The organism is Labedella gwakjiensis, assembly GCF_003014675.1.
Taxonomy (GTDB): Bacteria; Actinomycetota; Actinomycetes; order Actinomycetales; family Microbacteriaceae; genus Labedella; species Labedella gwakjiensis.
In genome coordinates, this window is record NZ_PYAU01000001.1 from 3477553 (window position 1) to 3502986 (window position 25434).

The 25434-nt window shown below is 68.8% G+C and carries 24 protein-coding genes and 1 tRNA gene; 9 read left to right on the forward strand and 16 right to left on the reverse strand.

From position 1 onward, the window contains the following. Positions 1-39 precede the first annotated feature (39 nt). The gene (gene rpsT, locus CLV49_RS16375; RefSeq protein ID WP_106564492.1) at positions 40-300 is read left to right on the forward strand and encodes a 30S ribosomal protein S20; all 261 of its coding nucleotides are present in this window, start codon (positions 40-42) and stop codon (positions 298-300) included. A 180-nt stretch (positions 301-480) separates the two neighbouring features. Here the strand turns inward: rpsT and holA are convergent, their stop codons facing one another. From holA to CLV49_RS16420, 9 genes are all read right to left on the reverse strand, one after another. Then, positions 481-1542 carry a DNA polymerase III subunit delta gene (gene holA / locus CLV49_RS16380; protein WP_106564493.1) on the reverse strand — a complete coding sequence of 354 codons (1062 nt, stop codon included), beginning with the start codon at positions 1540-1542 and terminating at the stop codon, positions 481-483. Between the two features lie 40 nt (positions 1543-1582). Further along, complete coding sequence (locus CLV49_RS16385) at positions 1583-3907, reverse strand: ComEC/Rec2 family competence protein (protein ID WP_106564494.1); 2325 nt, start codon at positions 3905-3907, stop codon at positions 1583-1585. Beyond that, on the reverse strand, positions 3904-4596 hold the full coding sequence (locus CLV49_RS16390) for a ComEA family DNA-binding protein (RefSeq protein WP_243696524.1): 693 nt from the start codon (positions 4594-4596) through the stop codon (positions 3904-3906). Before CLV49_RS16390 ends, CLV49_RS16385 begins: the two co-directional genes overlap by 4 nt. A 209-nt stretch (positions 4597-4805) precedes the next feature. Then, positions 4806-7358, reverse strand: a complete 2553-nt coding sequence (gene leuS / locus CLV49_RS16395; protein ID WP_208019763.1) for a leucine--tRNA ligase — start codon at positions 7356-7358, stop codon at positions 4806-4808. A gap of 76 nt (positions 7359-7434) precedes the next feature. Beyond that, positions 7435-8802, reverse strand: a complete 1368-nt coding sequence (gene pabB / locus CLV49_RS16400) for an aminodeoxychorismate synthase component I (RefSeq protein WP_106564496.1) — start codon at positions 8800-8802, stop codon at positions 7435-7437. Further along, positions 8799-10508 carry a thiol reductant ABC exporter subunit CydC gene (cydC, locus tag CLV49_RS16405; RefSeq protein ID WP_106564497.1) on the reverse strand — a complete coding sequence of 570 codons (1710 nt, stop codon included), beginning with the start codon at positions 10506-10508 and terminating at the stop codon, positions 8799-8801. Before cydC ends, pabB begins: the two co-directional genes overlap by 4 nt. Continuing rightward, complete coding sequence (gene cydD / locus CLV49_RS16410) at positions 10505-12172, reverse strand: thiol reductant ABC exporter subunit CydD (protein ID WP_106564498.1); 1668 nt, start codon at positions 12170-12172, stop codon at positions 10505-10507. Before cydD ends, cydC begins: the two co-directional genes overlap by 4 nt. Before the next feature lie 9 nt (positions 12173-12181). Then, positions 12182-13186, reverse strand: coding sequence for a cytochrome d ubiquinol oxidase subunit II (gene cydB, locus CLV49_RS16415; protein WP_106564499.1), 1005 nt, complete (start codon positions 13184-13186; stop codon positions 12182-12184). A 10-nt stretch (positions 13187-13196) separates the two neighbouring features. Next, the gene (locus CLV49_RS16420; RefSeq protein ID WP_106564500.1) at positions 13197-14621 is read right to left on the reverse strand and encodes a cytochrome ubiquinol oxidase subunit I; all 1425 of its coding nucleotides are present in this window, start codon (positions 14619-14621) and stop codon (positions 13197-13199) included. A 90-nt stretch (positions 14622-14711) separates the two neighbouring features. Here CLV49_RS16420 and CLV49_RS16425 point away from each other — a divergent pair, with 90 nt between their 5' ends. The 6 genes from CLV49_RS16425 (at position 14712) to CLV49_RS16450 (ending at position 19761) form a co-directional block, all read left to right on the forward strand. Beyond that, positions 14712-15101, forward strand: a complete 390-nt coding sequence (locus tag CLV49_RS16425) for a BlaI/MecI/CopY family transcriptional regulator (protein ID WP_106564501.1) — start codon at positions 14712-14714, stop codon at positions 15099-15101. 58 nt (positions 15102-15159) lie between these two features. Further along, positions 15160-16110 (forward strand): M56 family metallopeptidase, encoded by a 951-nt coding sequence (locus CLV49_RS16430; RefSeq protein WP_106564502.1) that lies wholly within the window; start codon positions 15160-15162, stop codon positions 16108-16110. A gap of 9 nt (positions 16111-16119) precedes the next feature. Then, positions 16120-16794, forward strand: coding sequence for a DedA family protein (locus tag CLV49_RS16435; RefSeq protein ID WP_106564503.1), 675 nt, complete (start codon positions 16120-16122; stop codon positions 16792-16794). A 107-nt stretch (positions 16795-16901) separates the two neighbouring features. After that, positions 16902-17939 (forward strand): App1 family protein phosphatidate phosphatase, encoded by a 1038-nt coding sequence (locus tag CLV49_RS16440; protein ID WP_106564504.1) that lies wholly within the window; start codon positions 16902-16904, stop codon positions 17937-17939. 44 nt (positions 17940-17983) lie between these two features. Next, on the forward strand, positions 17984-18712 hold the full coding sequence (locus CLV49_RS16445; RefSeq protein ID WP_106564505.1) for an SOS response-associated peptidase: 729 nt from the start codon (positions 17984-17986) through the stop codon (positions 18710-18712). Beyond that, positions 18709-19761 carry an FUSC family protein gene (locus tag CLV49_RS16450; protein ID WP_106564506.1) on the forward strand — a complete coding sequence of 351 codons (1053 nt, stop codon included), beginning with the start codon at positions 18709-18711 and terminating at the stop codon, positions 19759-19761. The genes CLV49_RS16445 and CLV49_RS16450 overlap by 4 nt, the downstream gene beginning before the upstream one ends. Here the strand turns inward: CLV49_RS16450 and CLV49_RS16455 are convergent, their stop codons facing one another. The 3 genes from CLV49_RS16455 to CLV49_RS16465 all read right to left on the reverse strand — a co-directional run bounded on the left by CLV49_RS16455 (position 19762) and on the right by CLV49_RS16465 (position 21805). After that, complete coding sequence (locus CLV49_RS16455; RefSeq protein WP_106564507.1) at positions 19762-20322, reverse strand: YceI family protein; 561 nt, start codon at positions 20320-20322, stop codon at positions 19762-19764. It lies immediately after the preceding gene. A gap of 71 nt (positions 20323-20393) precedes the next feature. Beyond that, entirely contained in the window at positions 20394-21185 is a 792-nt protein-coding gene (locus CLV49_RS16460; protein ID WP_106564508.1) for an EI24 domain-containing protein, read from the reverse strand. Between the two features lie 32 nt (positions 21186-21217). Beyond that, the gene (locus tag CLV49_RS16465) at positions 21218-21805 is read right to left on the reverse strand and encodes a dihydrofolate reductase family protein (RefSeq protein ID WP_106564509.1); all 588 of its coding nucleotides are present in this window, start codon (positions 21803-21805) and stop codon (positions 21218-21220) included. Between the two features lie 103 nt (positions 21806-21908). Between CLV49_RS16465 and CLV49_RS16470 the strand changes: the two genes are divergently transcribed. Both CLV49_RS16470 and CLV49_RS16475 read left to right on the forward strand, forming a co-directional pair. Then, complete coding sequence (locus CLV49_RS16470) at positions 21909-22343, forward strand: thioredoxin family protein (RefSeq protein ID WP_106564510.1); 435 nt, start codon at positions 21909-21911, stop codon at positions 22341-22343. A 30-nt stretch (positions 22344-22373) separates the two neighbouring features. Continuing rightward, on the forward strand, positions 22374-22874 hold the full coding sequence (locus CLV49_RS16475; protein ID WP_106564511.1) for a DUF4395 domain-containing protein: 501 nt from the start codon (positions 22374-22376) through the stop codon (positions 22872-22874). Positions 22875-23083: 209 nt separating this feature from the next. On the opposite strand, the gene CLV49_RS16480 is transcribed toward CLV49_RS16475, so the two are convergent. The 4 genes from CLV49_RS16480 to nadD form a co-directional block, all read right to left on the reverse strand. Then, positions 23084-23156: transfer RNA gene (locus CLV49_RS16480), tRNA-Ala, on the reverse strand. Positions 23157-23204: 48 nt separating this feature from the next. After that, positions 23205-23606, reverse strand: a complete 402-nt coding sequence (rsfS, locus tag CLV49_RS16485; RefSeq protein WP_106564512.1) for a ribosome silencing factor — start codon at positions 23604-23606, stop codon at positions 23205-23207. Between the two features lie 133 nt (positions 23607-23739). Continuing rightward, positions 23740-24828: a hypothetical protein gene (locus CLV49_RS16490; protein WP_106564513.1), complete on the reverse strand. Its 1089-nt coding sequence runs from the start codon at positions 24826-24828 to the stop codon at positions 23740-23742. Further along, positions 24825-25421: a nicotinate-nucleotide adenylyltransferase gene (nadD, locus tag CLV49_RS16495; protein ID WP_106564514.1), complete on the reverse strand. Its 597-nt coding sequence runs from the start codon at positions 25419-25421 to the stop codon at positions 24825-24827. The genes CLV49_RS16490 and nadD overlap by 4 nt, the downstream gene beginning before the upstream one ends. Positions 25422-25434 lie beyond the last annotated feature (13 nt).

Here is a 25434-nt window from a genome sequence, read left to right on the forward strand (position 1 = left end):
CGGCATCTCCATACAACCTCGACGAAAGCGTACGTACACGTGGCAAATATCAAGTCGCAGATCAAGCGAATCGGCACCAACAAGAAGGCTCAGGAGCGCAACAAGGCGGTCAAGAGCGAGGTCAAGACGGCGATCCGCGCGACGCGCACCGCCATCACGGCCGGCGACAAGGAGCAGGCCGTCGCCGCTCTCAAGGTGGCCGGTCGCAAGATCGACAAGGCCGTCAGCAAGGGCGTCATCCACAAGAACCAGGGCGCGAACCGCAAGTCGGCCATCGCGAGCAAGGTCGCCGCGCTCTGATCGACAAGCTCCGCAGCTGACCCTCGGGTCGACAGCGTGCCGAATGCCCCGTCCGTCGGACGGGGCATTCGTCGTTTCCAGCTGCCGTCGCGTCGTGGTGCCGTCGCGCCGTCGCGCCGTGGTGCCGTCGCGCCGTGCACGGGGAACGAACCACGCGGGCGGTTGCGGCGCGGCGAGATGTCAGAAGGCGTCGGGTACGGGGACGACGGTGCCGCGGGACGCGACGGTGACGATCATCTGCTCGAGTGCGAAGACCGGGTCGCGCCCCCCGCCCTTGACGTTGGCGTCGGCCTCGGCGATGGCCTGGATCGCGACTCCGAGTCCGGCGTCCGTCCACCCCGACAGGTCGCGGCGGGCGCGGTCGATCTGCCAGGGTGCGAGGCCGAGGGACGCTGCTGACGATCCTCTACTGCCGCTCACCTTCGCCATCGTTCGCATCTTCATCGCGAAGGCGGCGACCATCGGCACGGGGTCGGCTCCGGAGTCGAGGGCGTTGCGGAGCGAGACGAGCGCCTCGCCCGTCCGTCCAGCGATCGCGGCATCGGCGACGGTGAACGACGACGTCTCGACCCGGCCGGCGTAGTAGCGCGTGACCGTCTCTTCGGTGATGTCGCCTTCGATGTCCGCGATGAGCTGCTGGCACGCGGCGGCGAGTTCGGCGACGTCATCGGAGAACGCGGCGACCACCTGGCGGAGAGCGCCTGGCGCGATCCGACGGCCCGCCACGCGGAACTCGCGGGACGCGAAGTCCATCTTCTCGGCGTCCTTCTTGAGGTCGGCGCACACCATTTCGACGGCGACGCCCGACGCGGCCCTCACGGCGTCGAGGAGCTTCTTGCCCCGCACTCCCCCGCCGTGACGGAGGACGACTGTGGCGCCGTCCGGCGGGGACTCGAGGTACCGCACGGCCTCGTCGATGAACGCGTCCGTGCACTTCTCGACGGAGAACACGCGCACGAGACGTGGCTCGCCGAAGAGCGACGGGCTCGCGAGTGAGATGAGTTCGCCTGACGTGTAGGCGTCCGCCTCGATATCGGAGACCTCGAGACTCGGGTCCTCCGCTCGGAGAAAGTCCCGCAGTGCCGTCATCGCCCGTGAGGCGAGGAACTCCTGTGCGCCGGAGACGAGGACCACCGGCGCTGGGCGGACGTCGTGCCAGGCGAGCTGCGGGATCGCGACCCTCGCCGACGGCTTGGCGCCGGCTTTCGACGCCCCTGCTTTCGATGCGCGACGCTCCGCCATGCGACCTCCTCCGACCTCTTGATTCTAGGGCGCACGGCCGTCATCCACTCGGCCCCTCCGGGGCCCCGCTCGGGCCCGACGACCAGGTCTCGAGCTCGCCTGCCCGGAGGGAGACCAGGGTCGTTCCGTCCTGGTCGGAACGTGCTACCGCGGTCCCGACGCGAGAGAGGAGGGCGAGGGAGCTCGGCGCCGGGTGACCGTAGTCGTTGTCGAGACCACACGAGATGAGCGCGAGTACCGCCCGGATCCGCTCGTACAGTGGGTCGTACTGATCGGCCGAGCCGTGATGGGCGAACTTCACGATCGCGTAATCGGATCCGACGGTCCCCTCTGCGAGGAGTGCCAGCTCGGAGTCGGCTCCGAGATCACCGAGGAAGAGCGCGTCGACGCCGCCGCCGAACTCGATGACGACGCTGCCGTCGTTCCCGGTGTACGACGATGGCTCGGGCGGCGGCCAGAGGACGCGCCAGGGCAACGCTCCGAGGTCACCCGACGAGCCGACCGTCGCCTCGTGTGCCGCGGCCCCTGCGGCGACGGCGCGTGCGATCAGTGCGCGATCGGCCGGTTCTCTGAGCGGCTGATGGAGCACCGTGTCCACGCGACCGGCGACCGCGTCGACACCGCCGACGTGGTCGGCGTCGAAGTGGCTCAGGACGAGGAGCTGTATGCGCCCGATCCCGAGGTCATCGAGGCATCGATCGAGTGCATCGGGATGGGGGCCCGTATCGATGAGCGCCACGCGATCATCGCTCCGGACGAGCACGGCGTCGCCCTGGCCGACGTCGCACATCGCGACCGACCAGTCGTCCGGGCGGGACCAGAGCTCGCCGACCCGTGCGCCCCCGAGGACGGCGAGGTACCCGCAGATCGCGACGGTCAGCGCGCTCGCGACCCATCGGCGCATCACCGGCGATCGCGAGCCCGCCAGCACAGCGACCAGCACGAGGACCACCGAGGCCGAGAGCACTCCGGCGACGCCCGGCGCGCCGGGCAGGCGAGCGAGTGGGGCGGCCTCCGTGGCCGCGGCCACTCCGGCGATCCACTGGGATGGCAGCCAGGCGAGGACGGCGAGCACATTCGCAAGACCCGGGAGGACCGGGAGGAGCAGGCACGCCGACATGCCGAGGATCGTGACGATGGGGGCGGCCGGGGCGGCGAGCATGTTCGCGGGCACTCCCCACAGAGGCACGCTCGGGTCGAGCAGCACGATGATGGGTTGACACGCGAGCTGGGCGGCGAGGGGTAGCGCGACCGCCCCGGCGAGCCACAGGGGCATGATCTTCTGCAGCACGGTCGTCAGGGGGCCGGCCAGAAAGAGGAGGCCGGCCGTCGCGGCGACGGAGAGCGCGAAGCCGAACTCGCGGGACAACCACGGGTCGATGAGCAGACAGACCACCACCGCGAAGAAGAGGACCGATGCGCCGAGAGAGCGGCGACCGATCCCCTCGCAGACCAGCACGATCGCCGCCATCATGGAGGCTCTCACGACGCTCGGTTCGGGTGTCACGAGGATGACGAAGCCCCCCAGGGCGAGAAGACTCCCGGCGACGCGCACCCACCGCGGGGAACCGCAGAGCGCGAGCACCCCGAGAACCGCCCCGACAACGAGAGCGCAGTTCGCGCCGGATACGGCCGTGAGGTGGCTGAGCGACGCGGCGGTCATCCGATCCGTCAGTTCGTCGTCGACGAGACTCGTGTCGCCGACGGCGAGTCCGGGAAGCAGAGGGCCTCCGTCTCCGGGGAACCGGCCGGCCAGATCGACGAAGGCCGCGCGCAGACCTGCCGCCGTGTCGATGACCGGTGGGGCGGGTGTGCGCGTGACGTGGCCGCCGACGTCTGTCACGAGATAGGCCTCCCGGTCTCCGGTGCGCCCCTGCTGGATGCGCGCGGTGAGTTCCAGGGTGTCCCCGATCCGGAGATCCTCGTCGGCGCCGACGAAGAGGACGGCTGGAACGGAGAGGCCGCTCTCCCGGCCCTGTCGGGACGCGGCGCCCGTGATGGTCACGTCGACGACGACGCGTTCAGACGCGCCACCGAGCGCGATCGGAGAGCCGCTCACGTCGGCCCGGATATCGAGGAGGCTGGCTGTATCCGCTGCGCGTTCGAGCGAATCCGGAGTGCGCAGGTGCGATGAGGCGGACACACCCGTGGCCACGGCGGCGCTGAGGGCGAGGCACACGGCCACGGTGGACAGGGTCCGTGAGAGACCACGGCGCGAGCCTGTCCGCGCGGCCGCAGCGAGGAGGGCGATCGCGCCGCCCCCGAGGACGACGCCGATGAGAACCGGCACGGAGCGGCTCTGTGTGCAGGCGAGAGCGGTGAGCCACGCCGCCACGGCGGGTGACACGATGCGGAGGTCGTTCACACCGTCACGAGCCCGTCGAGCCCGGCGAGGATCGCATCTCCGATACCGGGGACCGAGAGCAGCTCGTCCACCAGTCGGAAGGGACCGTTGTCCGTGCGCCAGGCGATGATCCGTTCGGCGAGGGCCGGCCCGATGCGGGGTAGCGACTCGAGTTGTGCGGCGGTCGCGGAGTTGAGGTTGACGGGGGCGTCCGCGGCACCGTCCTCGGTTCCGGCGGCGCTACCCGGCGCGGGCGCCTCACCCGGCTTCGTCACGGCGATTTGCTCGCCGTCCGTCAGCGTGCGCGCGAGATTGACGGAGCCCGTGTCGGCCTCGGCGGAGAATCCCCCGGCCGCCGCGATCGCGTCCACGACACGAGCGCCCATGTCGAGCGTGTAGAGCCCCGGCTTCGCCACCGCGCCGAGGACGTGGACGTAGAGGACGCCGGGTGATGCTGCGGGCGCCCCCGTCTCGAGATCGTCCTCTGCCGTCGCCGTCGTCGGTCCATCCACGGGGATGGTCGTACGACTCGTGTCGGCCGCCGAACGTGCTCCGGCGACGAGAGCGGCGATCCCCAGGAACACGAGCACGAGAACGACGGCGGCGGAGACGCCGATCCTCGCCCGCCGTTTTCGTGCCGCGAGCCGCGAGCGTCGGTCCGTGCCCGCGGAAGCGACATGGATCGGGACGTGTGGGGTCGAGGGGATCACACGCCGACGGTAGGGCTCTCAGAGCGATCGGCGTGCGACGCCCCGAGGAAGCAGCGGACAACCTGTCATCCACAAGCCCGCATCGACCAGGAGGCGCGTCCTCTCACGCCCGGTCGGCTACGGACCAGGGGGCGTGAGCACGGTCGATCCGCCTTCGGTTCAGGACGGGCCGCCGGCCGGGCGCCGAGAACTCGCGTCCCCCGACCGTGTCAGCGCTTGGTGACGACGTTCACGAGTTTCGGCGCCCGCACGATGACCGTCGCGACCTCGCGATCGCCGATCGCCTTCGTGACGGCGGCGGACTCCCTGGCCCGCTTCTCGAGCTCGGCGTCGTCGATGTTCGGAGCCACCTCGAGACGGTCGCGCACCTTGCCGTCGACCTGGACGACAGCCGTCACGCTCTCCTCGCGGAGCAGCGTGCGGTCGGCCTTCCGCCACTGCACGAGCGCGACGGTCGGCTCGTACCCGAGCGCCTCCCACATCTCCTCCGCCGTGTACGGGGCGAAGAGGTTGAGCGCGATCGCGGTGACCTCCGCAGCCTCGCGCACGGCGGCGTCGGCAGGGCCGGCACCCGAATCGATCGCCTTGCGGGTCGCGTTCACGAGCTCCATCAGGCGCGCGACGACGACGTTGAACTTGAACGACTCGATGAGGCCAGGTGCATCCGAGAGGAACCGGTGCGTCACGCGGCGGAGCTTCTCGTCGCCCGTCTTCCACACGACGTCCGGAGCGCTCGTGACGTCCTGCGCCACGCGCCAGGCGCGCGCGAGGAACTTCGCGGAACCCGCAGGCGACACGTCGGCCCAGTCGATGTCGTCCTCCGGAGGTCCGGCGAAGGCCATGGTGAGGCGCACGGCGTCGACACCGTGCTCGTCGAGCTGGTCACTCAGCTTCACGATGTTGCCGCGCGACTTGCTCATCGCAGAGCCCTCCATGATCACCATGCCCTGGTTCAGCAGGGCGCTGAAGGGCTCGGTGAACGACACGAGGCCGAGGTCGAACAGCACCTTCGTGATGAAGCGCGAGTAGAGCAGGTGGAGGATCGCGTGGGTGACACCGCCGATGTACTGGTCGACGGGAGCCCACTTCTCGGCCTCCTTGGGGTCGAACGCCTGGGTGTCGTCCCCCACGCTCAGGAAGCGCAGGAAGTACCACGAGCTGTCGACGAACGTGTCCATGGTGTCGGAGTCGCGCTTCGCCGGACCGCCGCAGGACGGGCAGTCCACGTTGATCCAGTCCTCGGCCGCGCCGAGCGGACTCGTGCCCTTGGGCTGCAGGTCGAGGCCCTCGGTCGGCGGCAGCTCGACGGGCAGCTGGTCCTCCGGTACGGGGACTTCGCCGCACGCCGGGCAGTGGATGATCGGGATGGGTGTGCCCCAGTAACGCTGGCGGGAGATCAGCCAGTCGCGCAGACGGTAGTTCTTGGCGGGCGCGCCGAGACCGGACGACTCGAGGGCCTCCGTGATCTTCCGGATCGCGTTGTTCTTGCTCAGACCGTTGAACGGACCGGAGTTGATGAGACGACCGGGACCGGTGAGCGCCTTGCCGTCGGCGAGCGGGTCGAGATCCGGCAGGTCCTCGAGTTCCGCGCCCTCGGGGATGACGGGGATCATGCCCGTGACGGGCTGATTGACATCGACGACGACCCGGACCGGCAGGTCGAACCGCTTCGCGAAATCGAGGTCGCGCTGGTCGTGCGCGGGCACGGCCATGATCGCGCCGTGTCCGTAGTCGGACAGCACGTAGTCGGCGGCCCAGATCGGCAGGCGCTCCCCCGTGAGAGGGTTCACCGCGAAGCGCTCCAGGAAGACGCCCGTCTTCTCCTTCTCGGTCGACAGCCGCTCGATGTCGGTCTGCGCCTTCACCTCGCCGAGGTACGTCTCGAAGCGCGCCTTGAGCTCGTCTGAACCGTCGGCGACGAGTTCGGCGGCCAGCGACGCGTCCGGGGCGACCACCATGAAGGTCGCACCGTACAGGGTGTCGGGTCGCGTCGTGTAGATCGTGACGGGCTCGTCCCGTCCCTCGATGGCGAAGGTGACGTCCGCGCCGCTCGAGCGCCCGATCCAGTTGCGCTGCATCGTGAGGACCTTCGACGGCCATGAGCCCTCGAGCTGGTTCAGATCGTCGACGAGGCGGTCGGCGTACTGGGTGATGCCGAAGAACCACTGCGTGAGGTCCTTCTTGGTGACGATGTTGTCGCAGCGCTCACAGCGGCCGTCGATGACCTGCTCGTTGGCGAGCACCGTCTGATCGAACGGGCACCAGTTGACGAGGCTCGCCTTGCGGTAGGCCAGTCCCTTCTCGCGCAGCTTGAGGAACAGCCACTGATTCCACTTGTAGTACTCGGGGCTGCACGTCTCGAGCGTGCGGTCCCAGTCGAACGACGCGGCGTAGCGACGCATGCTCGCCTTCTGCTGGGCGATGTTGTCGTAGGTCCACTGCCGCGGGTCGAGGCCTCGCTTGATCGCGGCGCCCTCCGCCGGCAGACCGAAGGCGTCCCAGCCGATGGGGTGCAGCACGTTGAAGCCCTGCTGACGCCAGTAGCGCGCGATGACGTCGCCGAGAGCGTAGGCCTCAGCGTGACCCATGTGCAGGTCGCCGGACGGGTACGGGAACATGTCCAGCACGTACTTGCGCGGGCGGGTGTCCGTGGTGTCGTCCGTCGCGAACGGGCGGAGCTTCTCCCACACCGGAAGCCACTTCGCCTGGATGGCGGTGGGGTCGTACGTCGGTGCGGCGGGGACGGTCGGGGCGTCGGTCACGGAACTCTCATTCGTTGCGGGGAGATCGGGGATTCGACGGGCAGGGCCGTCGGACCCGATCCTCTACGTTACCGGTTCAGGCGGAGGGGTCGGGCAGTGTGGCGGGGGCGCCGAGGGCGGCGAGCAGGGGGCGCGCCTTGAGCAGAGTCTCGTCCACTTCTCGCGAGGGATCGGAGAGGGCCGTGATGCCTCCACCCGTGCCGATCCGCGCCATACCGTCTGCGAAGACGATCGAGCGGATCACCATCGCCAGGTCGACGGCTCCGTCCGCTCCGAACCAGCCGATCGCGCCGGCGTAGAGGCCACGCGGACCGCCCTCGAGGTCGTGCAGGAGGGACATCGCACGATGCTTCGGCGCTCCCGTCATCGACCCGGCGGGGAAGCTCGCGCGCACAGCGTCGATCCCCGTGAGTCCGGGAGCGAGCTGCGCCGTGACGGTGCTGACGAGCTGGTGCACGCTGGGGTACGACTCGACGGCGAAGAGGTCCGGCACGTCGACCGAACCGAGCGCCGCGACGCGACCGAGGTCGTTGCGCATGAGGTCGACGATCATGAGGTTCTCGGCCCGTTCCTTCTCGTCAGAGCGGAGCTCGGACGCCAGCTCGGCGTCCACGTGAGGATCGGGATCGCGCCTCCGCGTGCCCTTGATGGGTCTCGTCTCGACGGCGCCATCCGACGAGACCGCGAGGAACCGCTCGGGGGAACAACCGGCGACGGCCACGTCATCGATGCGCAGGAAGCAGCCGTGGGGAGCCGGGTTCTCCCGCCGGAGCCGCAGATACACCTCGAACGGATCGGCGGGGGTCTCGACGATCGCCTCGTTGGTGAGGCACACCTGATATGCGTCTCCGCGCGAGATCGCGTCGAGACTCGCGGCGATCGCGCTCATGTACCCCACTCGATCGTGTCGCCAGTGAACGGTCGGACCGGCGCCGGAGGGAGCGTCCGATGACGGAGGTACCGCGGGGCGACCCGACATGTCGGCGAGCGTCGTGTCATCGCCGAGGATCCGCGTCACCGCGCCCGTGCGATGGTCGAGAGACCAGAGCAGATCGCACTCGACGAACAGGGCGTCGGGAAGATCGCTGGTCGAACGCGGCACACCGACGAGACCGGCGCCGTACTCGTACCCGAGCACGCCGACCCAGCCTCCACGGAACATCGGACCGCCGGAGGCCGCAGCCTGGTCGGAGGCCGCAGCCGGATCGGAGGCCGCAGCGTTCTCGACGAGTTGTGACAGCGTCGTGAGGACATCGGACCCGGTGACGTCGCCGCCGACACGCACGACACCGCCGCGAGCGGACAGCGTGCGGGTCCCGCGACCGAGGTAGCTCCACCCGTCCGTCGCATCCGGGCCGGCGTCGAGCCAGAAGACGTTCGCCTCGTCGGCGACGAGCCGTCGGGCCATCGCCTCGAAGTCGTCGGGACCGTGAGCCGGCGTCACGAGTCCGCTCCCGCGCCGACGGATGACGCGGGGACGAGGACACCGTCGCGCATGGTCGCGCGGGAGACCGCGAGTCCCCTGGGCACGTCGGCGTGCGAGATGAGGATGACCGTGCGGTCGGCGCTCGCGTCGAGCAGGTCGCGGAGCAGCCTGTCGGCGAGATCCGATTCCACGCTCGCCGTCGGCTCGTCGAGCACGACGATCGGGAAATCACGCAACAGCGCCCGCGCGAGGGCGATCCGACCGGCCTGCCCGCCCGAGACGAGGGCGCCGCGTTCGCCGACGCGGGCGTCGAGCCCGCCGCGTTCCGCGAGCCACTCCCCCAGCCCGACACGATCGAGGACGGCCTCGAGCTCGGCGTCGTCAGCGTCGTCGCGAGCGAAGAGGAGGTTCTGGCGGATCGACTCGTCGAAGAGGAACGGGTTCTGCTCCACGATCCCGACGACCTCGCGAACCGTGTCGGGGTGCAGGGAGCGGGCGTCGACCCCGCGCAGCATGTAGTCCCCCTCGTGGTCGAGGAATCGCACGAGGACGTGCGCGAGCGACGTCTTCCCCGACCCGCTCTCCCCGTCGATCCAGACCCGCTCTCCTTCGGCGACGACGAGATTCGCGTGCCGCACTGCCGGGGTCCCGTCCGGCCAGGTCGCAACGAGGCGTCGAATAGCGATAGCCGGTGCATCGCTCTGCGCCGGGGCATCCGTCGACCCCGTCTCGGCCGGCAGGTGCGCCGGGGCATCGGCTGGCGCCGCCTCCGCCACGCGATCCGCCGCTGCATTCACCTGGCGAGCGACACCGAGGGCGAGGGGAACAGCCGACACGATCTCGAAGACGGCGAGAGGCACGAGCACGACGATCGCGAACGACGGACCGTCGAGCGCCCCGGTCGAGGCCGACGGGATCGACACGAGGAGCGCGAGAGCCACCGCAAGGCCTCCGAACAGGCTCAGGCCCGCGGCGCCCACGGCGGCTCCGGCGGCTCGCCGCACCACGGCACCGGTGAGGGCCTGATCGGCGGCGCGCAGACGGTCGAGGGAATCGCCGGCGACGCCGAAGGCGATGAGCACGTCGAGGGCGCGCATGTGCTCGACGACGGCGCCGACGAGCCCTGCACGCAGCGGGGCGATCGTGCGCTCGGCCGAGGAGGCGACGACGGTCGATACGAGCGCGCTCACGACGACGAAGCCGATGAGGCACATCGCGAGCGTCACGGCCGCCGCCGGTGACACGGTCGCCACCACCACGACCGCGACCACCGCGACGCCGAGGGACGTCGCGAGAGGCTGGACGACCCGCAGCGGATGATCCTGCAGGTCGTCGACATCGGACACCATTGCCGAGAGGACGCTCCCCCTGCTCGATCGCGCGAGGCCGTCCGGCGCGAGCGGCACGAGGCGCTCGAAGACGTGGACGCGGACGGCCTCGAGCGAGCGGAAGGCGGCGTCGTGGCTGAAGAGCCGTTCGAGGTATCGGAAGAACGCGCGGGAGAGCGCGAATGCGCGGACCCCGACGACGGCCATACCGAGGAAGAGGATGGGCGGCTGCTCCGAGGCCCGCACGATGAGCCATGCGCTGCACGCCAGCAGCGCGACGGTGCTCGCGGCGGCCGCGAGTCCCGTGAGGAGTCCGGGCGCCGACGCGCTGAGACGGGGTCGCGCGAGACGCAGGACCTCGTCGCGGGGCGAGGGGCGAGCGGCGCGGCGCCTCACGGCGCACCCGCCACGACGCGGGAGTCCGCCGGAGCGAGCTGGACGACGACGTCGGCCCGCCCGATGAAGGCCTCGCGGTGAGAGACGACGAGCACGGCCCGACCCGTCCGGCTGAACCGGACGAGGTTGGCCACGAGCCGGGCCTCGGTCTCGTGGTCGAGCGCGGCACTCGGCTCGTCGAGGACGAGCACCCGCTCATCGGAGTCGAGGACGCGGTAGACCGCCCGGGCGATCGCCACGCGCTGCGACTGACCGCCGGAGAGTCCGGTTCCGCGCTCTCCGAGCGGAGTCGCCGGATCCAGATGCTCGAGAGCAGCGATCGACAGCGCCTCGGTGACGCGGTCGGTCGACGGGGTCGAGTCGCCGAGCGCGACGTTCTCCGCGATCGTTCCGGCGAAGAGCGTCGGCGCCTGACCGCTCCACGCGAGGGCCTCGCGTGCGGCGCCGCCGACGGCGTCATGCCCCGCTGCACGGATCGCGCCCGCGAAGGGGACGAATCCGAGCAGGGCCGAGACGAGACTGGACTTACCCGAGCCGCTCGGTCCGGACAGGACGGTGAGCACGCCAGGCGCGACGTCCGCCGAGAACCCGTCGACGACGGTCCGTCCGGACGACGAGTCGGAGTCGTAGGCGATCCGGACGTCGCGGAACGTCAGTCCGCGCTCCCCCGCCGTGGGCGTCGAGCCGGTGTCACGGACGGGTGCCGCGGCGCGGGCGTCGTCGAGGATCTCGAAGACGCGGTCAGCGGCTTCGACCCCCTCGGCGGCCGCATGGTAGTTGACGCCGACCTGGCGGATGGGCAGGAAGAACTCCGGTGCCAACAGGAGGATGAACAGTCCAGACACGAGGTCGATCTCTCCCGAGACGAGCCGCAACCCGATCGTGACCGCGACGAGCGCGACGGCGAGGCTCGATGCGAGCTCGAGGGCGAAGCTCGACAGGAAGGACACGCGCAGCACGGCCATCGTGCGCTGACGGAAGCGTCGTGTGATGTCGCGGAGCCGATCGACCTGTCGGTGCTGGCGCCCGTAAGCCTTGAGAGTGGACAGACCGCCGATCGTGTCATCGAACGCCGTCGAGAGCGCGGTGAGCTCGCTCCACTGGCGCTTCTGCATGGACTGCGTCGCCCAGCCGATGAGGATCATGAATACCGGGATGATCGGCAGGCAGACGGCGAGGATGACGGCTGAGAGGAGATCCTGCGAGAAGACGGCGATCAGAACGATCGGGGTGACGATGGCCGTGAGGAGGAGTTGCGGCAGGTACCGTGCGAAGTAGCCGTCGAGAGCATCGATGCCTCGCCCGATGACGGTCGCGATCTCGGCGGAGCGCCGTTCCCCGAGCCAGCCGGGTCCGAGCGTCGTGACCGCATCGAGCACACGCGACCGGAGCTGCGACTTGACGAGAGCGGCCCCTCTGGCCGCCACGGCCTCCTGCAGGAGCGCGAGGACCGCGCGCACCGCGACGACGAGACCGAGCGCGATGAGCGTGGCACTCAGGTCGTCCAGGCCGCGCCCGGCGATCGCGCCCGTCACCGCTTCGGTGACGAGCCAGGCGAACGCGACGACCGAGAGCGCTTGTGCTACCGCGATGACGCCGCCGAGCGCGAGGAAGGTCCGTGCGGCGGATGCGTACCGCACGAGACGGGGATCGAGGGGGCGCACGTTCCCAGGCTAGTGCGCTGCCGCGTCGATGTGAGCGCGCGTGATCCGCTTGCGGAAGGTCCAGTACGTCCACGCCTGGTAGGCCAGGACGAGGGGCAGGAAGATCAGGGCGGTCCACGACATGATCGTGAGCGTGTAGGTGCTGCTCGACGCGTTGGCGATCGTCAGGGAGTTGGCCACGTCGTTCGACGCCGGCATGACGGCGGGGAACAGACTGGAGAAGAGCGCGAGTACGGCTGCCGCGATCGTGACGGCCATGAGGGCGAACGCCGTCCCCTCCCGCCCGCGCCCGTTCGCGATCGCCGAGCCGATGAGTGCGACGGCGGCCACCGCGGCGAACGCCGTTCCGAGCAGCGTGCCGAAGGCGAGGACCGTCCACGCGAGGAAGCCGGCGGCGACCATGATCGTGAGGATGCTCGCGCGCACTCCGAGCCGGCGTGCGCGGGCCCGGATCTCACCGTCCGTCTTGAGCGCGACGAAGTAGACCCCGTGCGTGAAGAACAGGAGCAGGGTCGTGAGCCCTCCGAGCAGCGCATAGGGGTTCAGGAGGGAGAAGAACGTCCCGGTGAAGTTGTGGTCGGCGTCGAGAGGGACACCCTGCACGATGTTCGCGAACGCAACACCCCAGAGGAAGGCCGGAACGGCCGATCCGACCGTGATCATCAGATCGAATCGACGCTTCCAGGCGAGCTCCGGTCGCTGGTGCCGGTATTCGAACGACACTCCGCGGATGATGAGTGCCAGCAGGATCAGCAGGAGTGCGAGATAGAACCCCGAGAACAGCGTCGCGTACCACTCGGGGAAGGCCGCGAAGATCGCCGCTCCGGCGACGATCACCCACGTCTCGTTGAGGTCCCAGACGGGACCGATCGTGTTGATGAGCACGCGGCGGTCGGTGTCGTCCTTCCCGAGGAAGGGCAGCGACATGCCGACGCCGAAGTCGAAGCCGTCGAGGACGAAGTAGCCGACGAACAGGGCTGCGACGATCCAGAACCAGAGTGTGGGCAGATCCATGGCTGGTCTCCTAGTAGACGGTGGCTCGGACGATGGGCTTGGCAGCGGGGTCCTCGGGGTCGTCCCCCTCGAGCTCGATGGGCTCCGGCCCCTTCTGCGCGGTCTTCAGGATCAGCCGGAACTCGACGACGGCGAGGATGCCGTAGACGATCGTGAACGCGATGATCGAGATGAGCACCTCGAGCCCCGAGACGTTGGGCGACACCGCGTCGGAGGTCTTCATGAGGGAGAAGACGATCCAGGGCTGACGTCCCATCTCGGTGAAGACCCACCCGACGCTCATGGCGAGGAGCGACATCGGCGAGGCCCAGATGGCGATCGTCCAGACCCACTTCGCGGTCGGCGTGCGTCCCTTGCGGGTGAGCCAGAGGCCGACGACGGCGACGAGGGCGTGGGCGGCGCCGAGGCCGATCATCCAGCGGAACGCCCAGTAGGTGACCCAGATGACGGGGGTGTAGTCGCCGGGACCGTAGAGCTGGACGTACTGCGCCTGGAGGTCGTTGATGCCCTCGACGGTCCCGTCGAAGGTGTGGGTCGACAGGAAAGAGAGCAGGTACGGGATGCGGATGGAGAACAGCTCGTGCACGCCGTCCGGTGTTCCGAGCGTGAAGATCGAGAAGGACGCGTCGGCGCCCGTCGACGTGTTGTACATCGCCTCGGCCGCCGCCATCTTCATCGGCTGCGTATCCACCATCACGAGGCTCAACTGGTCGCCGGAGAGCGCCGTACCGGCGAAGGCGCCGACCATCAGCCACAGACCGAACTTCAGGGTGGGTCGCATCGTCTCGATGTTCTGGTTGCGCTTGAGGTGCCAGGCCGCAACGGCGATCATGACGCCGGCCGTCACCATGAACGCCGCGAGGATCGTGTGGGGGAACGCGGCGAGGGCGACCGGATTCGTCAGCACCGCTCCGATGTCGACGAGCTCTGCGCGCCCCTTCGCTTCGTTGATCGTGTAGCCGACGGGGTTCTGCATGAACGCGTTCGCGGCGATGATGAAGTACGCCGACAGGATCGTGCCGACGGCCACGGCCCAGATCGTCACGAGGTGGAGCTTCGGCGGCAGCTTGTCCCAGCCGAAGATCCAGAGGCCGATGAAGGTCGCCTCCAGGAAGAACGCGAGGAGCCCCTCGAGTGCGAGAGGAGCGCCGAAGACGTCGCCGACGAATCGCGAATAGTTGGACCAGTTCATCCCGAACTGGAACTCCTGCACGATCCCCGTGACGACGCCCATCGCGAAGTTGATCAGGAAGATCTTGCCGAGGAAGTGGACCAGCTGCAGGTAGACGATCTTGCCGGTGCGGACCCACATGGTCTGGTAGACGGCGACGACGCTCGCCATGCCGATGGTGATCGGTACGAAGAGGAAGTGATAGATCGTCGTCAGGCCGAACTGCCACCTCGACAGGGCGAGCGGGTCGAGCAGGTCCTCCACGAGTCCTCCGTCCAACGTTTTCTACACGGTGTAGAACACGTTCTTCTACGGAGTGTAGAACAAATTGCGATCGAGCGGTACTCTGTTCACATGGCACAACTGGGCGAGCTCGAGCGCAGCATCATGGACGCTCTCTGGGCGGCGGAGGGATCCCTCTCGGCCACCGAACTTCAGGAGACGTTGGAAGAGCGCGCGCGCGACACCAGCGGCAAACAGCTCGCCGTCACGACCGTGCTCACCGTGCTCTCGCGCCTCGAGCACAAGGGGCTCGTCGTGCGCGACCGCACCGTGCGCCCGCACCTGTACAAGGCGTCGTCGAGCCACGCCGACCACACGGCCGATCTCATGCACGAGATCCTCGGTTCGTCGACCGATCGGAGCGAGGTCCTCGCCCGCTTCCTCGGACAGGTGAGCCCAGAGGAGGCCGCGGCTCTCCGCGGACTCCTGGATCGCCCGCGCGACGGCGGCGCCCCCGAGTGACGCTGCCGCGCCGGTTCTCGTCGACGGGGCCGGCACCGCAGCTGACCGGACCGACCACATGATCGCGTTCACGATCGTCCTGGCTGTTCTGGCATGGGCTCTCGCATGGCCCATCCCCGCCCGACTCTCGCGAGCGAGCTGGCCGTCGCGAGCACCCAGCACGGCCTTGTTCCTGTGGCAGTCCATCGCGCTCACCGGTGGGCTCTCGATGATCGGCTCGCTCCTCCTGTTCGGCCTCTCCGCCTACGGCGATTCTCCGCTCGAGGCGCTCTCGGCCCTCGTCGACGAGACTCTCGCCGGCCGGATCCCCGAGGGCGCCACCATCTTCCAGGTGGGGTCCCTGAGCTTCGCCGTCCTCCTGACGGGCCATCTCCTCCTGAACCTCGCGTCCACCTTCGTCCGCACCGAGCGCCAGCGCCGTCGTCACCTCGACCTCGTGACACTGCTGAGCGATCCCGTGCCGGGCGAGCCGGGAACACGCCGACTCGACCACCCGGCGCCCGTCGCGTACTGCCTCCCCGGCGCGTTCCGGTCCGTCACCGTCCTCTCCGACGGGCTCCTCGAGCTCCTCGATCGAGACGAGCTCCGTGCCGTCCTCGAGCACGAGCGCGCGCACCTCCAGCAGCAGCACGCCCTCGTCCTCCTGAGCTTCCGGTCCTGGGGCAATGCCCTGCCGTGGTTCCCCATCGCTCACCTCGCCGAGATCGCCGTGGAGGCCCTGGTCGAATTCATCGCCGACGATCACGCGCGGACCGTGGTGGACAGCCGGCAACTGGCGAGCGCCATCGCACTCATCGGCTCCGCCGGCGCTCCGGCCGCCCCCGCCGACGTCGACTCGCCCGCGCGCGACTATCGCGTCGACACCCGGGTGGCGACGACCCGTATCCGTCGTCTCGTCGACGGGCCCCCGCCCCTGGATCGGGGACGACGGAGCGCCATCATGGCTGGTGCGATCGCCCTCCTCCTGCTGCCCCTCGCACTCCTGCTCACCTTCAGCCTCGTCGCGTAGGCTCGCACCGTGAACGACGCGCTGACCTGGATCCTCGACGCCGTCGGCAGCGTCGATCCGGTCGTCCGCACGATCATCGCCGGTATCGGAATCCTGCTCGAGACGAGCATCCTCGTCGGGCTCATCGTGCCGGGTGACTCGATCGTCATCGTGGCGAGTACGGGCGTCGACTCTCGGATCGAGTACTGGTCCCTCGTGATCGCCGTCATCGTCGGATCCCTTGCGGGTGAGAGCATCGGCTTCGCACTCGGGCGCTTCTTCGGTCCTCGCATCCGGTCATCGCGCCTCGGTCGCCGCATCGGCGAGCACAACTGGGTGCGCGCGGAAACCTATCTCGCGCGTCGTGGCGGCATCGCCGTCTTCGTCTCCCGGTTCCTCCCCGTCCTCCACTCGCTCATCCCCCTCACGGTCGGCATGAGCGCCATGAGCTACCGCCGATTCATCTCCTGGACCGCTCCGGCGTGCGTCATCTGGGCCCTCGCGTATGTGTCGATCGGCTCGGCAGCAGCCGGTGGCTACCGCGAGCTCTCCGATCGGCTGCACTACGCCGGCTATCTCTTCGTCGCCGTGATCGTCGCCTTCCTGCTCGTCGTGATGCTCGTTCGGAAGCTTCTCGCGCGGGCTGAGGCACGCCACATGCGGAGAACCGCCGGTACGGCCGACTCCGACGACGACACCGTCTGAGCGGAACGAGACGGCGCCGCGTCGTTCCCCGCAGACAGCGCGGCACAGTGTCGTCCGGCCGTGCCAGGGGTCGCGGCCGGGGGTCAACCTCATGAAAGACTGGATTCGTGGCACCGACCCCCGAAGGCACCCTTCCCAGCGCACTCGCGACGAGGCTCCACCGAGCGGCGCGCATCGACGACGCGTTTCTCGCCTGGCGACACGGCCGCGGTGTGAAACGCGGGCTCGTTCCCACCGTCATCCCGTTCGCCGGATACGGGTCCACGACCTGGGTCCGCGTCCTCTGCCGCGTTCTGCTCGCGAAGCCTGAGGTCGAGGACGAGCCGGAACGCTCCCTCCGCGGCTGGCGCAGCTTCACGAGCATTCCTGTCGTCTCGAGCACGGTGACCGTGCGCGTCGGCGAGACGGAGCACACCGTCGTCGCCGATCGCGGCGGACTCGTCGACGCCGTCGTGCAGGCGGAGTTGCCTCCTGGGTGGCAGCGGATCTCGCTGAGCGCCGACGGATCGGAACCGGTCGAAGCGCCCGTCTTCATCGTGGCGCCTGACGTACGGTTCGGGATCCTCTCCGACATCGACGACACGGTGATGGTCACGGCCCTCCCCCGGCCCTTCGTGGCCGCGTGGAACACGTTTGTCCTCGACGAGCATGCGCGCACGCCCGTCGCGGGGATGGCCGTGCTCTACGAGCGCATCATGCGCGATCACGAGGGCGCCCCGATGATCTACCTGTCCACCGGTGCGTGGAACGTCGCCCCCACTCTCACGCGCTTCCTGTCCCGGAACCTCTACCCGGACGGGGCGATCCTTCTCACGGACTGGGGACCGACGCCGGAGCGGATCTTCCGATCGGGTCGCGAGCACAAGCGCACGAACCTGCTCCGGCTCGCCGAGGAGTTCCCTGATATCTCCTGGCTGCTCGTGGGTGACGACGGACAGCACGACGAAGACCTCTACGGCGACTTCGCCGCGAACCACCCGGAGAACGTCAGAGCTGTGGCCATCCGGCAGCTCTCGGCGTCGGAAGCCGTGTTGGCCGGTGGTCGCTCCAAGGCGGAGGAGCACGGCGGAGACTCACCGCCGTGGGTCTACGCACCGGACGGAGCCGGACTGCTCGAGCGACTGTCTCGCCACGGGATCGAGTGACGCCGGGCGGGCGCGTGCCCGCATTGGCGGAGTAGCCTGAAGCTGTGTGCGGGCGATACGCGGTGGCCAAGGAGTCGAACGAACTCCTCACGATCTTCGATGTCGATCGACCGGGAGAGGACCTCCCCGGTCCCAATTTCAACATCGCCCCGACCACACGGGTACCCGTGGTGATCGAGTCGGCGGACGACGACGGCACCGTCGCGACGCGTCTCGAGGGTGCTCGGTGGGGGCTCGTCCCATCGTGGGCCAAGGATCCGTCGATGGGAGCGCGGATGTTCAACGCCCGCATCGAGTCGGCGGCCGTTAGACCGGCGTTCCGTCAGTCCGTCCGTTCGAGGCGCGCGCTCGTCCCCGCCACGGGCTACTACGAGTGGCGGACGAGCGCCGCGGGCAAGCAGCCGTACTTCATCCGACCGGACGACGGCGCACTGTTCTCGTTCGCGGCCCTGTACTCCTGGTGGCGGGATCCCGCCGCTGCGGACGACGACCCCGCGCGCTGGTTACTGTCCACGTCGATCATGACGCGTGCGTCGAGCGGAGCGCTCTCCGACATCCACGACCGCATGCCGGTCATGCTGAGCGACGACGTGGCCGAGACCTGGATCGATCCGTCGACCGCAGGTGACGCTTCGCTCCTCGACCGCGTCCTCGAGGCGAGCGACTCCGTCGTCGCCGGCGTCGCCTTCCACCCCGTCTCGAAGGCGGTCGGAAACGTGGCGAACACGGGCAGGGAGCTCATGGACCCGGTCGATCCGTCGGACGGCCAGTGAGGCGCCTCGCCGCAGCCCGCGCCGTCCGATCCGCCCGCCGGATCCCCCTGCTGCAGGCGGTCAAGACGTCGCTCGCGACCGTGCTCGCGTGGCTGATCGCCGGTATCGCACTGCCCGGTGAACTCCCCGTGTTCGCCGCCGTCGCCGCGCTCATCGTCGTTCAGCCGAGCGTGAACCAGACCCTCGTCAAGGCGCTCGAACGCAGTATCGGAGTCGTGGCGGGGGTGACGATCGCCACCGGCGTGTCGTTGGCGCTCGGGTCCGCCGGCTGGATCGTGATCGTGGCGATCGTCGTCGCCATCTTCGCCTCATGGGCGCTGCGGCTGTCGCCGACGTCGGCGAATCAGGTCGCGATCAGCGCCATGCTCGTGCTCGCCCTCGGTGCCGCGACGCCGGAGTATGCGGCTCTCCGTATCGTCGAGACCCTCATCGGCGCGGCGACGGCGCTCGTCATCAACGCGCTGATCGTGCCGCCCGTCGCGATCGGCCCGGCTCGCGAGGCCGTCGACCTTCTGGGACGGGCGGTCGCCGATCACCTGGAGGAGCTCGGTCGCGCGCTTCGACGCCCGATCGGACGGGCGGAGCTCGAGACGCTCATGATTCAGGCACGACTCCTGCGGCCCATGCGGGAGAAAGCTGTGACGGCGGTGACGGAGGCCGAGGAGTCGCTGTCGCTCAACCCGCGTCGAGGGAGCGTTGGCCCGCTCGTGGCCGAGACGGACGAGTTGCTTGCACGGCTCACGGCCCTCGTCAATCGCGTCGTCGGGATGACGCGGAACATCCATGACGAGTACGAGGGCTCTCTCATCGACGACCCGGTGGTCGCCGAGATCGCCTCGCAGCTCGAGCGAGCCGGCCACGATCTGCGCGGGGTCGTCGATGCGGGGCTCGGGACGGTGCCGGAGGAGGACCTCGAGCCCCCGCTCCTCACAGCACCCGTCGTGGTCCCACGAGCGAACCCGGATCACTGGATCCTGATCGGTTCTCTTCTCGAGGACCTCCGACGGGTGCGTGAGGAGATCGTCGGCCGTTCAGAGGCCGAGGGGTGATCAGGCCTGGTGGACGGCCTGGAGGTCGAGCGTGATCGTGACCTTCTCGCCAACGAGCACGCCGCCGGCCTCGAGGGCCGCGTTCCAGGTGAGGCCGAAGTCCTCGCGGTTGATGACGGTCTGAGCCGTCGCGCCGCCCTTGTAGTTGCCGAACGGGTCCTGACCGAAGCCGCCGAACTCGAAGTCGAACGTCACGGGCTTGGTGATTCCCTTGATCGTGAGGTTGCCGTCGACCTTGAGGTCGCCGTCCTCGTCGCGGGCACCCGTCGAGACGAAGTCGATCGTGGGGTACGTTTCGGCGTCGAAGAAGTCGGCGGAACGGAGGTGGGCGTCGCGGCCCTCGTCCTTCGTGTTGATGGTGGCGACGTCGACGCTCGCAGTGGCGGTCGAGTCGGTGGGGTTCTCGGCGGTCGTGAACGACCCGGAGAAGGTTCCGAACGTTCCCTTGACCTTGCTGATCATCATGTGGCGGACGCTGAAGCCGACCTCGCTGTGGGAGGGGTCGAGAGCCCAGGTGCCGACCTTGTAGCCGGGGATGTCGATCGTCGAGGATGCAGTCATTGTGTGCGGATCTCCTTCATCGAGCCGAGTCCGTCCCGGCTCAACTGGATGCAAGTGAATAGATCCGGCGTCTATTCCCGATTCGCCTGAGCAATTTCGAACGGCTTCGCGAGGCGGCGGAAGAGGAACGTCGAACCGACGACCGCGGCGGGCATCGCGACGATGGCGGCGAACGGGATCAGGAACACCACGTAGACCATGAGCCCGAACCCGAGGACGAGCGGGCGATCGGCCGCTCGCATCGCGGTCTCCGTGCGGCGGTCGAGGTCTCGCGCGTCGACGGGCCGCGAGAGAAGTTCTCGTGCGATCGCCCACCCTCCGACGGTCCATCCGCAGACGGGGCCGAGGACCGTGCCGGCCACGGGGATGAGACCGATCACGAAGACGACGAGGCCGGCGACGGCGGTGAATCCCACGAGCCGCAGGCCCGACGCCGTGGCCCGGCGGATACCTGCCCAGAACGGCAACTCGACCGGGCCGTCGAACTCCCCCAGGTCGCGTTCCGCGCGCAGCCAGATGCGCTCGTAGATGGGATCACCGACGGCGAGCGTGAGCGCCGTGAAGGTCACGACCACGAGGAGGAGCGCTGCGACGACGATCGCGGCTCCGGCGGCGAGCCGGACGGTGTTCCGAAGCGCGGCGGCCCAGCCGTCGGCGAAGGGCGTGAGGAGAACGACGAGGTCGTCGACGAAGAACCCGAGGGCGACGAGCGCCGCCACGACGAGCGCGCCGACGATGAGGGCCGGAGCGGCACCGAGGGCCATCAGGCTCGGACGAGTGCCCCAGACCGCGAAGCCTCGCCAGAAGTAGCCGGCCCCTGTGAAGAAGCGGGCAGCGGCGCTGGGACGGGACCGTTTGTTCACGCCTCAACGCTAGCGTGCACGATCGGCAGTCCTCACCGCGGCTCCGTCGGGTCGTTCTGCGGCGCGGTCCCCCTCACCGTGTAGACGAGGCGGGCGAATTGGCCGACCGCGGTCGCCGAGACGAGCCGCAGACGGTCGGCTTCGACGCGACGCGGGAACAGCGCTGCTCCGCCCGTCAACGCGACCGGAGCGACCGAGAGTGCGATCTCGTCGAGAGCGTCGGCGTCGAGGAACTGCCCGGCGAGGTCGCCTCCGCCCACGACCCAGATGTCCCCGTCGCCGGCGACGCGGCGGATCTCGGGCAGGATGTCGGCGACGGAACCCGAGACGAAGCGGATGTCCGCCCCCTCCGGCACGGGCAGTGATCGCGAAGTGAACACGAACGTCGTCTTCTCGCCGTGGAATTCACGCCACTTCTCCGGATGAGCCAGGATGTCCTGCTCGGCCAGAAGCCATTCGTAGGTGCTCGAACCTTCCACGAGGACGGTTGCGCCGGAGGGGAAGAGCTCCTCATCCGGGGTATCACCGTTCTCCACGGCGAAGAGCCAGTCCAGCGAGCCGGCCTCGTCGGCTATCCACCCATTGATGCTCGTCGCCGTGTCGAAGAGGATTCGTCCCATGGGGCCACGGTATCGAGAGCCCCCGACAACCGTTGCGCGACGTCGGCGCGTCATCGATCGTCACACTGCTCCACGACGCTCGATCCGGTCGTAGCGTGATGGAGTGGAGCCCCTCGCCGCCCTCTCGATCACCGCCGCTGTCCTGGCCGTCGCCGCCGCGATCGCGATCGTCCTCCGTTCGACGACGGGTCGCGCACGACCCGGAGACGACTCGTCGTTCGCACCCGGGCAGTTGCCGGGCCTCGACGTGCTCGGACGGACGGCCACCCTCGTCCAGTTCTCCACGGAGTTCTGCAGCAGCTGCCCCGCGACTCGCCGCTTGCTGCAGAGGATCACCTCGGATCGGGAGGAGCTGACCTACCTCGACGTCGATCTGACGCACGATGCAGAGCTCGCTTCGCGGCTGCGCATCCTGCAGACCCCGACGGTGTTCGTCTTGGATCGTCGGGGCCGGCTCGTATCGCGGATCGGCGGGAGCCCCCGGCTCGATGCCCTCACCGATGTGCTCGACGGGCTGTCCTCGATCCCCGTCCGCTGATCGCACCATGCCCTGGAAAGGACCGTCTCGATGCCCCAGAAACCGCCGTCTCGTCCGATCGATGTCCGCGCCCCTCGGTTCGTCGGGGGGTATACGTTCGTCCTCGCCGTGATCGTCCTGCTCGTGGCGCTCCTCCGTCCTCTGGAAGAAAGCATCACGGCCCGCCTCGCCGGCCCAGAGTTCCTGCTCCTCATCGTCCTCTGGGCGTCCTTCGGGGCTGGAACGGTATTCGGCAACGGAGCGCATCCATTCGCGGCCGTCTTCCGGACGGTCATCCGGCCTCACCTCGGACCAGCCGATGTGGAGGACCCGCGCCCGCCCCGCTTCGCTCTGCTCGTCGGCTTCGTGATCTCGACCATTGGACTCGTACTCCACGCTGCGGGCGTGCCCTTCGGCCTCGCCGTGGCCGCGGCATTCATCGTGATCGCGTCGTTCCTGCAGGCGTTCGTGGGCTTCTGCCTCGGTTGCCAGGTCTATCTCGTCCTGATCCGCGCCGGCTTCATCCGCCCGAAGACCCCGATCGCCACCTGAGGAGGACAGACTCGAACCCCCGTGACGCTTCTGGGGCCAGTGGGTTCTCCGTTCGAGCGGACTCCGATGAACCACGGGGTTCGACTCGATAAGCCACGGGGTTCGACTCTGACGAGCACCGACGATGAGCACAGCCGACTCGAACCAGGAAACCCCCGGATGCTGATGCATCGCGGGGGTTCGACTCTGATGAGAACTGATGAATTCGGTGGATCTGAGGGGACTCGAACCCCTGACCCCCTGCATGCCATGCAGGTGCGCTACCAGCTGCGCCACAGACCCAGATTCGTTCCCTCCCGGAGGAGGCAACTCATCGATCCTACAACAGGATCAAGCGGTGGGCGAATCGGGAGACACGGCTCCGGTCATCGCCGCTGTTTCGGGAATCGGGACGACCGGGCAGTCCTTCCAGAGGCGCTCGAGCGAGTAGTACAGCCGCTCCTCCTCGTGGAAGACGTGGACGACGAGATCTCCGAAGTCGAGGAGGATCCAGCGTCCCTCGGCCTTGCCCTCCCGCCTCACGGCCTTCGTTCCCGACGCGATGAGACGATCCTCGATCTCGTCGGCGATGGCGACGACGTTGCGCTCGTTCCGGCCCGTGGCGAGCAGGAAGATGTCGACGAGCGGCAGGGGTTCGGACACGTCGAGGGCGACGAGGTCCTCGGCGGACTTCGACGACGCCGCGTCGGCGGCGATCGCGAGCATCTCGCGGGCTTCGATTGTTGCGGTCATTCAGGTTCCTCCTGAACCTCAGGCGTGCGGAATTCGGGCCGGCGTGCGCGGTATCCGATCGAGATGGGTCGAGCCGAGGGGCGCCGACGGGGGATGTCCCCAGTCAGCGCGTATTGACTCGATGCGTGCCGACTCAGAGTGTTCCGGTGAGCAGGCTGGTGACGACCACCGCGAGCACGGCGACCATGAGGACACCGGCGATGATCGCGAGAACGGGCACGATGCTCGGTCTCTTGGAACGGGCGGGCGGAGCGATGATGTCGCGAGCCGACGTGTGGGTGCTCACGGCGCGCGACGCCGACACGGGGGTCCCGGCGGTGGGGGGTGCCGGCGGCTCGTGATCGAGCGACCGGTCGTAATCCGCGCGATCGCCGCCCGAGCCCGGGTCGGCTGTTCCGGTGAGAGTTCGCGGAAGGTCGATCGATCCCGTGACCATGATCTCCCCCGTGCCACCGATAGGACCCGTGAAGGTGGTCATCGGTGATCCGACGATGAGCGTGCTCGATGTCGTGGGTGTCTGTTCAGCCTCGGCGATACCGGTGGCGATGAGCTCGTCGAACGGCTGCTCCTCGGCGAGCGGGTCGGTGTCCGTCTCGAGGGCGGCCTCGCCGAAATCACCGGCCACGATCGTCGCGGGCTCCGACGTGTCCTGTCCTCCGGAATCCGTCGCCTCCGCCGGCGCGGGGTCGACATCGACGACCGCCTCCGTCAGATCGCCCGTCTCGGAGGCGCCCTTCTCGACGACCGCGAGTTCGGCTTCCGGGGCGACCACAGGGGCGTGCTCCCCCGTCGGGTCCTCGATCGCCTCCGCCGTCACGACCTCGCCGGTCTCATCGGATGACGAGCCCTGGTCTGCCCCGATGACGGAGATGGACGCCGTGCGCACTCGTTCGAGCTCGCGCGCCTGTCGACGGGTCAGTGGTACGCCGTCCGCCGGGATCGCCGGGACCACGGGATCGCTCTCGTGCGCGGTGACCTCGGGAGCGCCCGTCGGCACGGGAGCCGACTCGTCGACCGTGTCGCCCGACGACGACGAGACGATCTCCGCCGTCTCGATGACCTCGTCGGTCGGCGCGACCTTCGCGTAGGGCTCAGCGGTGGTCGGTTCGACGTCTGGTGCGTCGGTCGGTGCGCGCGTGCCGGTCGAGGAGGGTCGACCGGACTTCTGCAGCTCACGCAGCTGCCGGCGCGAGAGCGGCTGCTCCTCAGCGGGCGTGGTCATGTGCTACTCCGATACAAGTGGTGTTTGGTGATGTACTGGACGACGCCATCAGGAACCAAATACCAGACCGGAAACCCCCGGCTCACCCGGCTCCGACAGTCCGTCGACGATATCGCCAGGGCCGGAACTTCCAGCAAGCTTACGCGCCTGCTCGGCAATCCCGAAACGGACAGCGCGTGTCCTGGCCTGCTCACGGCGACGAAATGGGCGAGCGACCACAATTCTTCGACGTTCTTCCAGTTGAGGATCTGCGCGATGGCATCGGCCCCGGTGATGAAGAACAGGTCGGCATCCGGTCGCGCAGCAGCCAGATCGCGAAGCGTGTCGATCGTGTATGTGGGACCATCGCGATCGATGTCGACCCGGCTGACCGTGAAGCGCGGGTTCGCTGCCGTCGCGATGACGGTCATCAGGTAGCGATGCTCGCTCTCCGTGACGACCGTCTTCTGCCAGGGCTGACCGGTGGGGACGAAGACGACCTCATCGAGATCGAAGGACGTCGCGACCTCGCTCGCAGCCACGAGGTGGCCGTGGTGGATCGGGTCGAAGGTTCCGCCCATCACCCCGATCCGCGGGCGACGCGTCTCAGCCACCACGTCGTTCGCG

Coding starts and splice junctions, on each gene's coding strand:
- holA (WP_106564493.1), bottom strand. CDS start 1,542: ATGGCGGAGCGTCGCGCATCGAAAGCAGGGGCGTCGAAAGCCGGCGCC.
- cydB (WP_106564499.1), bottom strand. CDS start 13,186: ATGGATCTGCCCACACTCTGGTTCTGGATCGTCGCAGCCCTGTTCGTC.
- CLV49_RS16425 (WP_106564501.1), top strand. CDS start 14,712: ATGGCACAACTGGGCGAGCTCGAGCGCAGCATCATGGACGCTCTCTGG.
- CLV49_RS16430 (WP_106564502.1), top strand. CDS start 15,160: ATGATCGCGTTCACGATCGTCCTGGCTGTTCTGGCATGGGCTCTCGCA.
- CLV49_RS16455 (WP_106564507.1), bottom strand. CDS start 20,322: ATGACTGCATCCTCGACGATCGACATCCCCGGCTACAAGGTCGGCACC.
- CLV49_RS16465 (WP_106564509.1), bottom strand. CDS start 21,805: ATGGGACGAATCCTCTTCGACACGGCGACGAGCATCAATGGGTGGATA.
- CLV49_RS16475 (WP_106564511.1), top strand. CDS start 22,374: ATGCCCCAGAAACCGCCGTCTCGTCCGATCGATGTCCGCGCCCCTCGG.
- rsfS (WP_106564512.1), bottom strand. CDS start 23,606: ATGACCGCAACAATCGAAGCCCGCGAGATGCTCGCGATCGCCGCCGAC.
- CLV49_RS16490 (WP_106564513.1), bottom strand. CDS start 24,828: ATGACCACGCCCGCTGAGGAGCAGCCGCTCTCGCGCCGGCAGCTGCGT.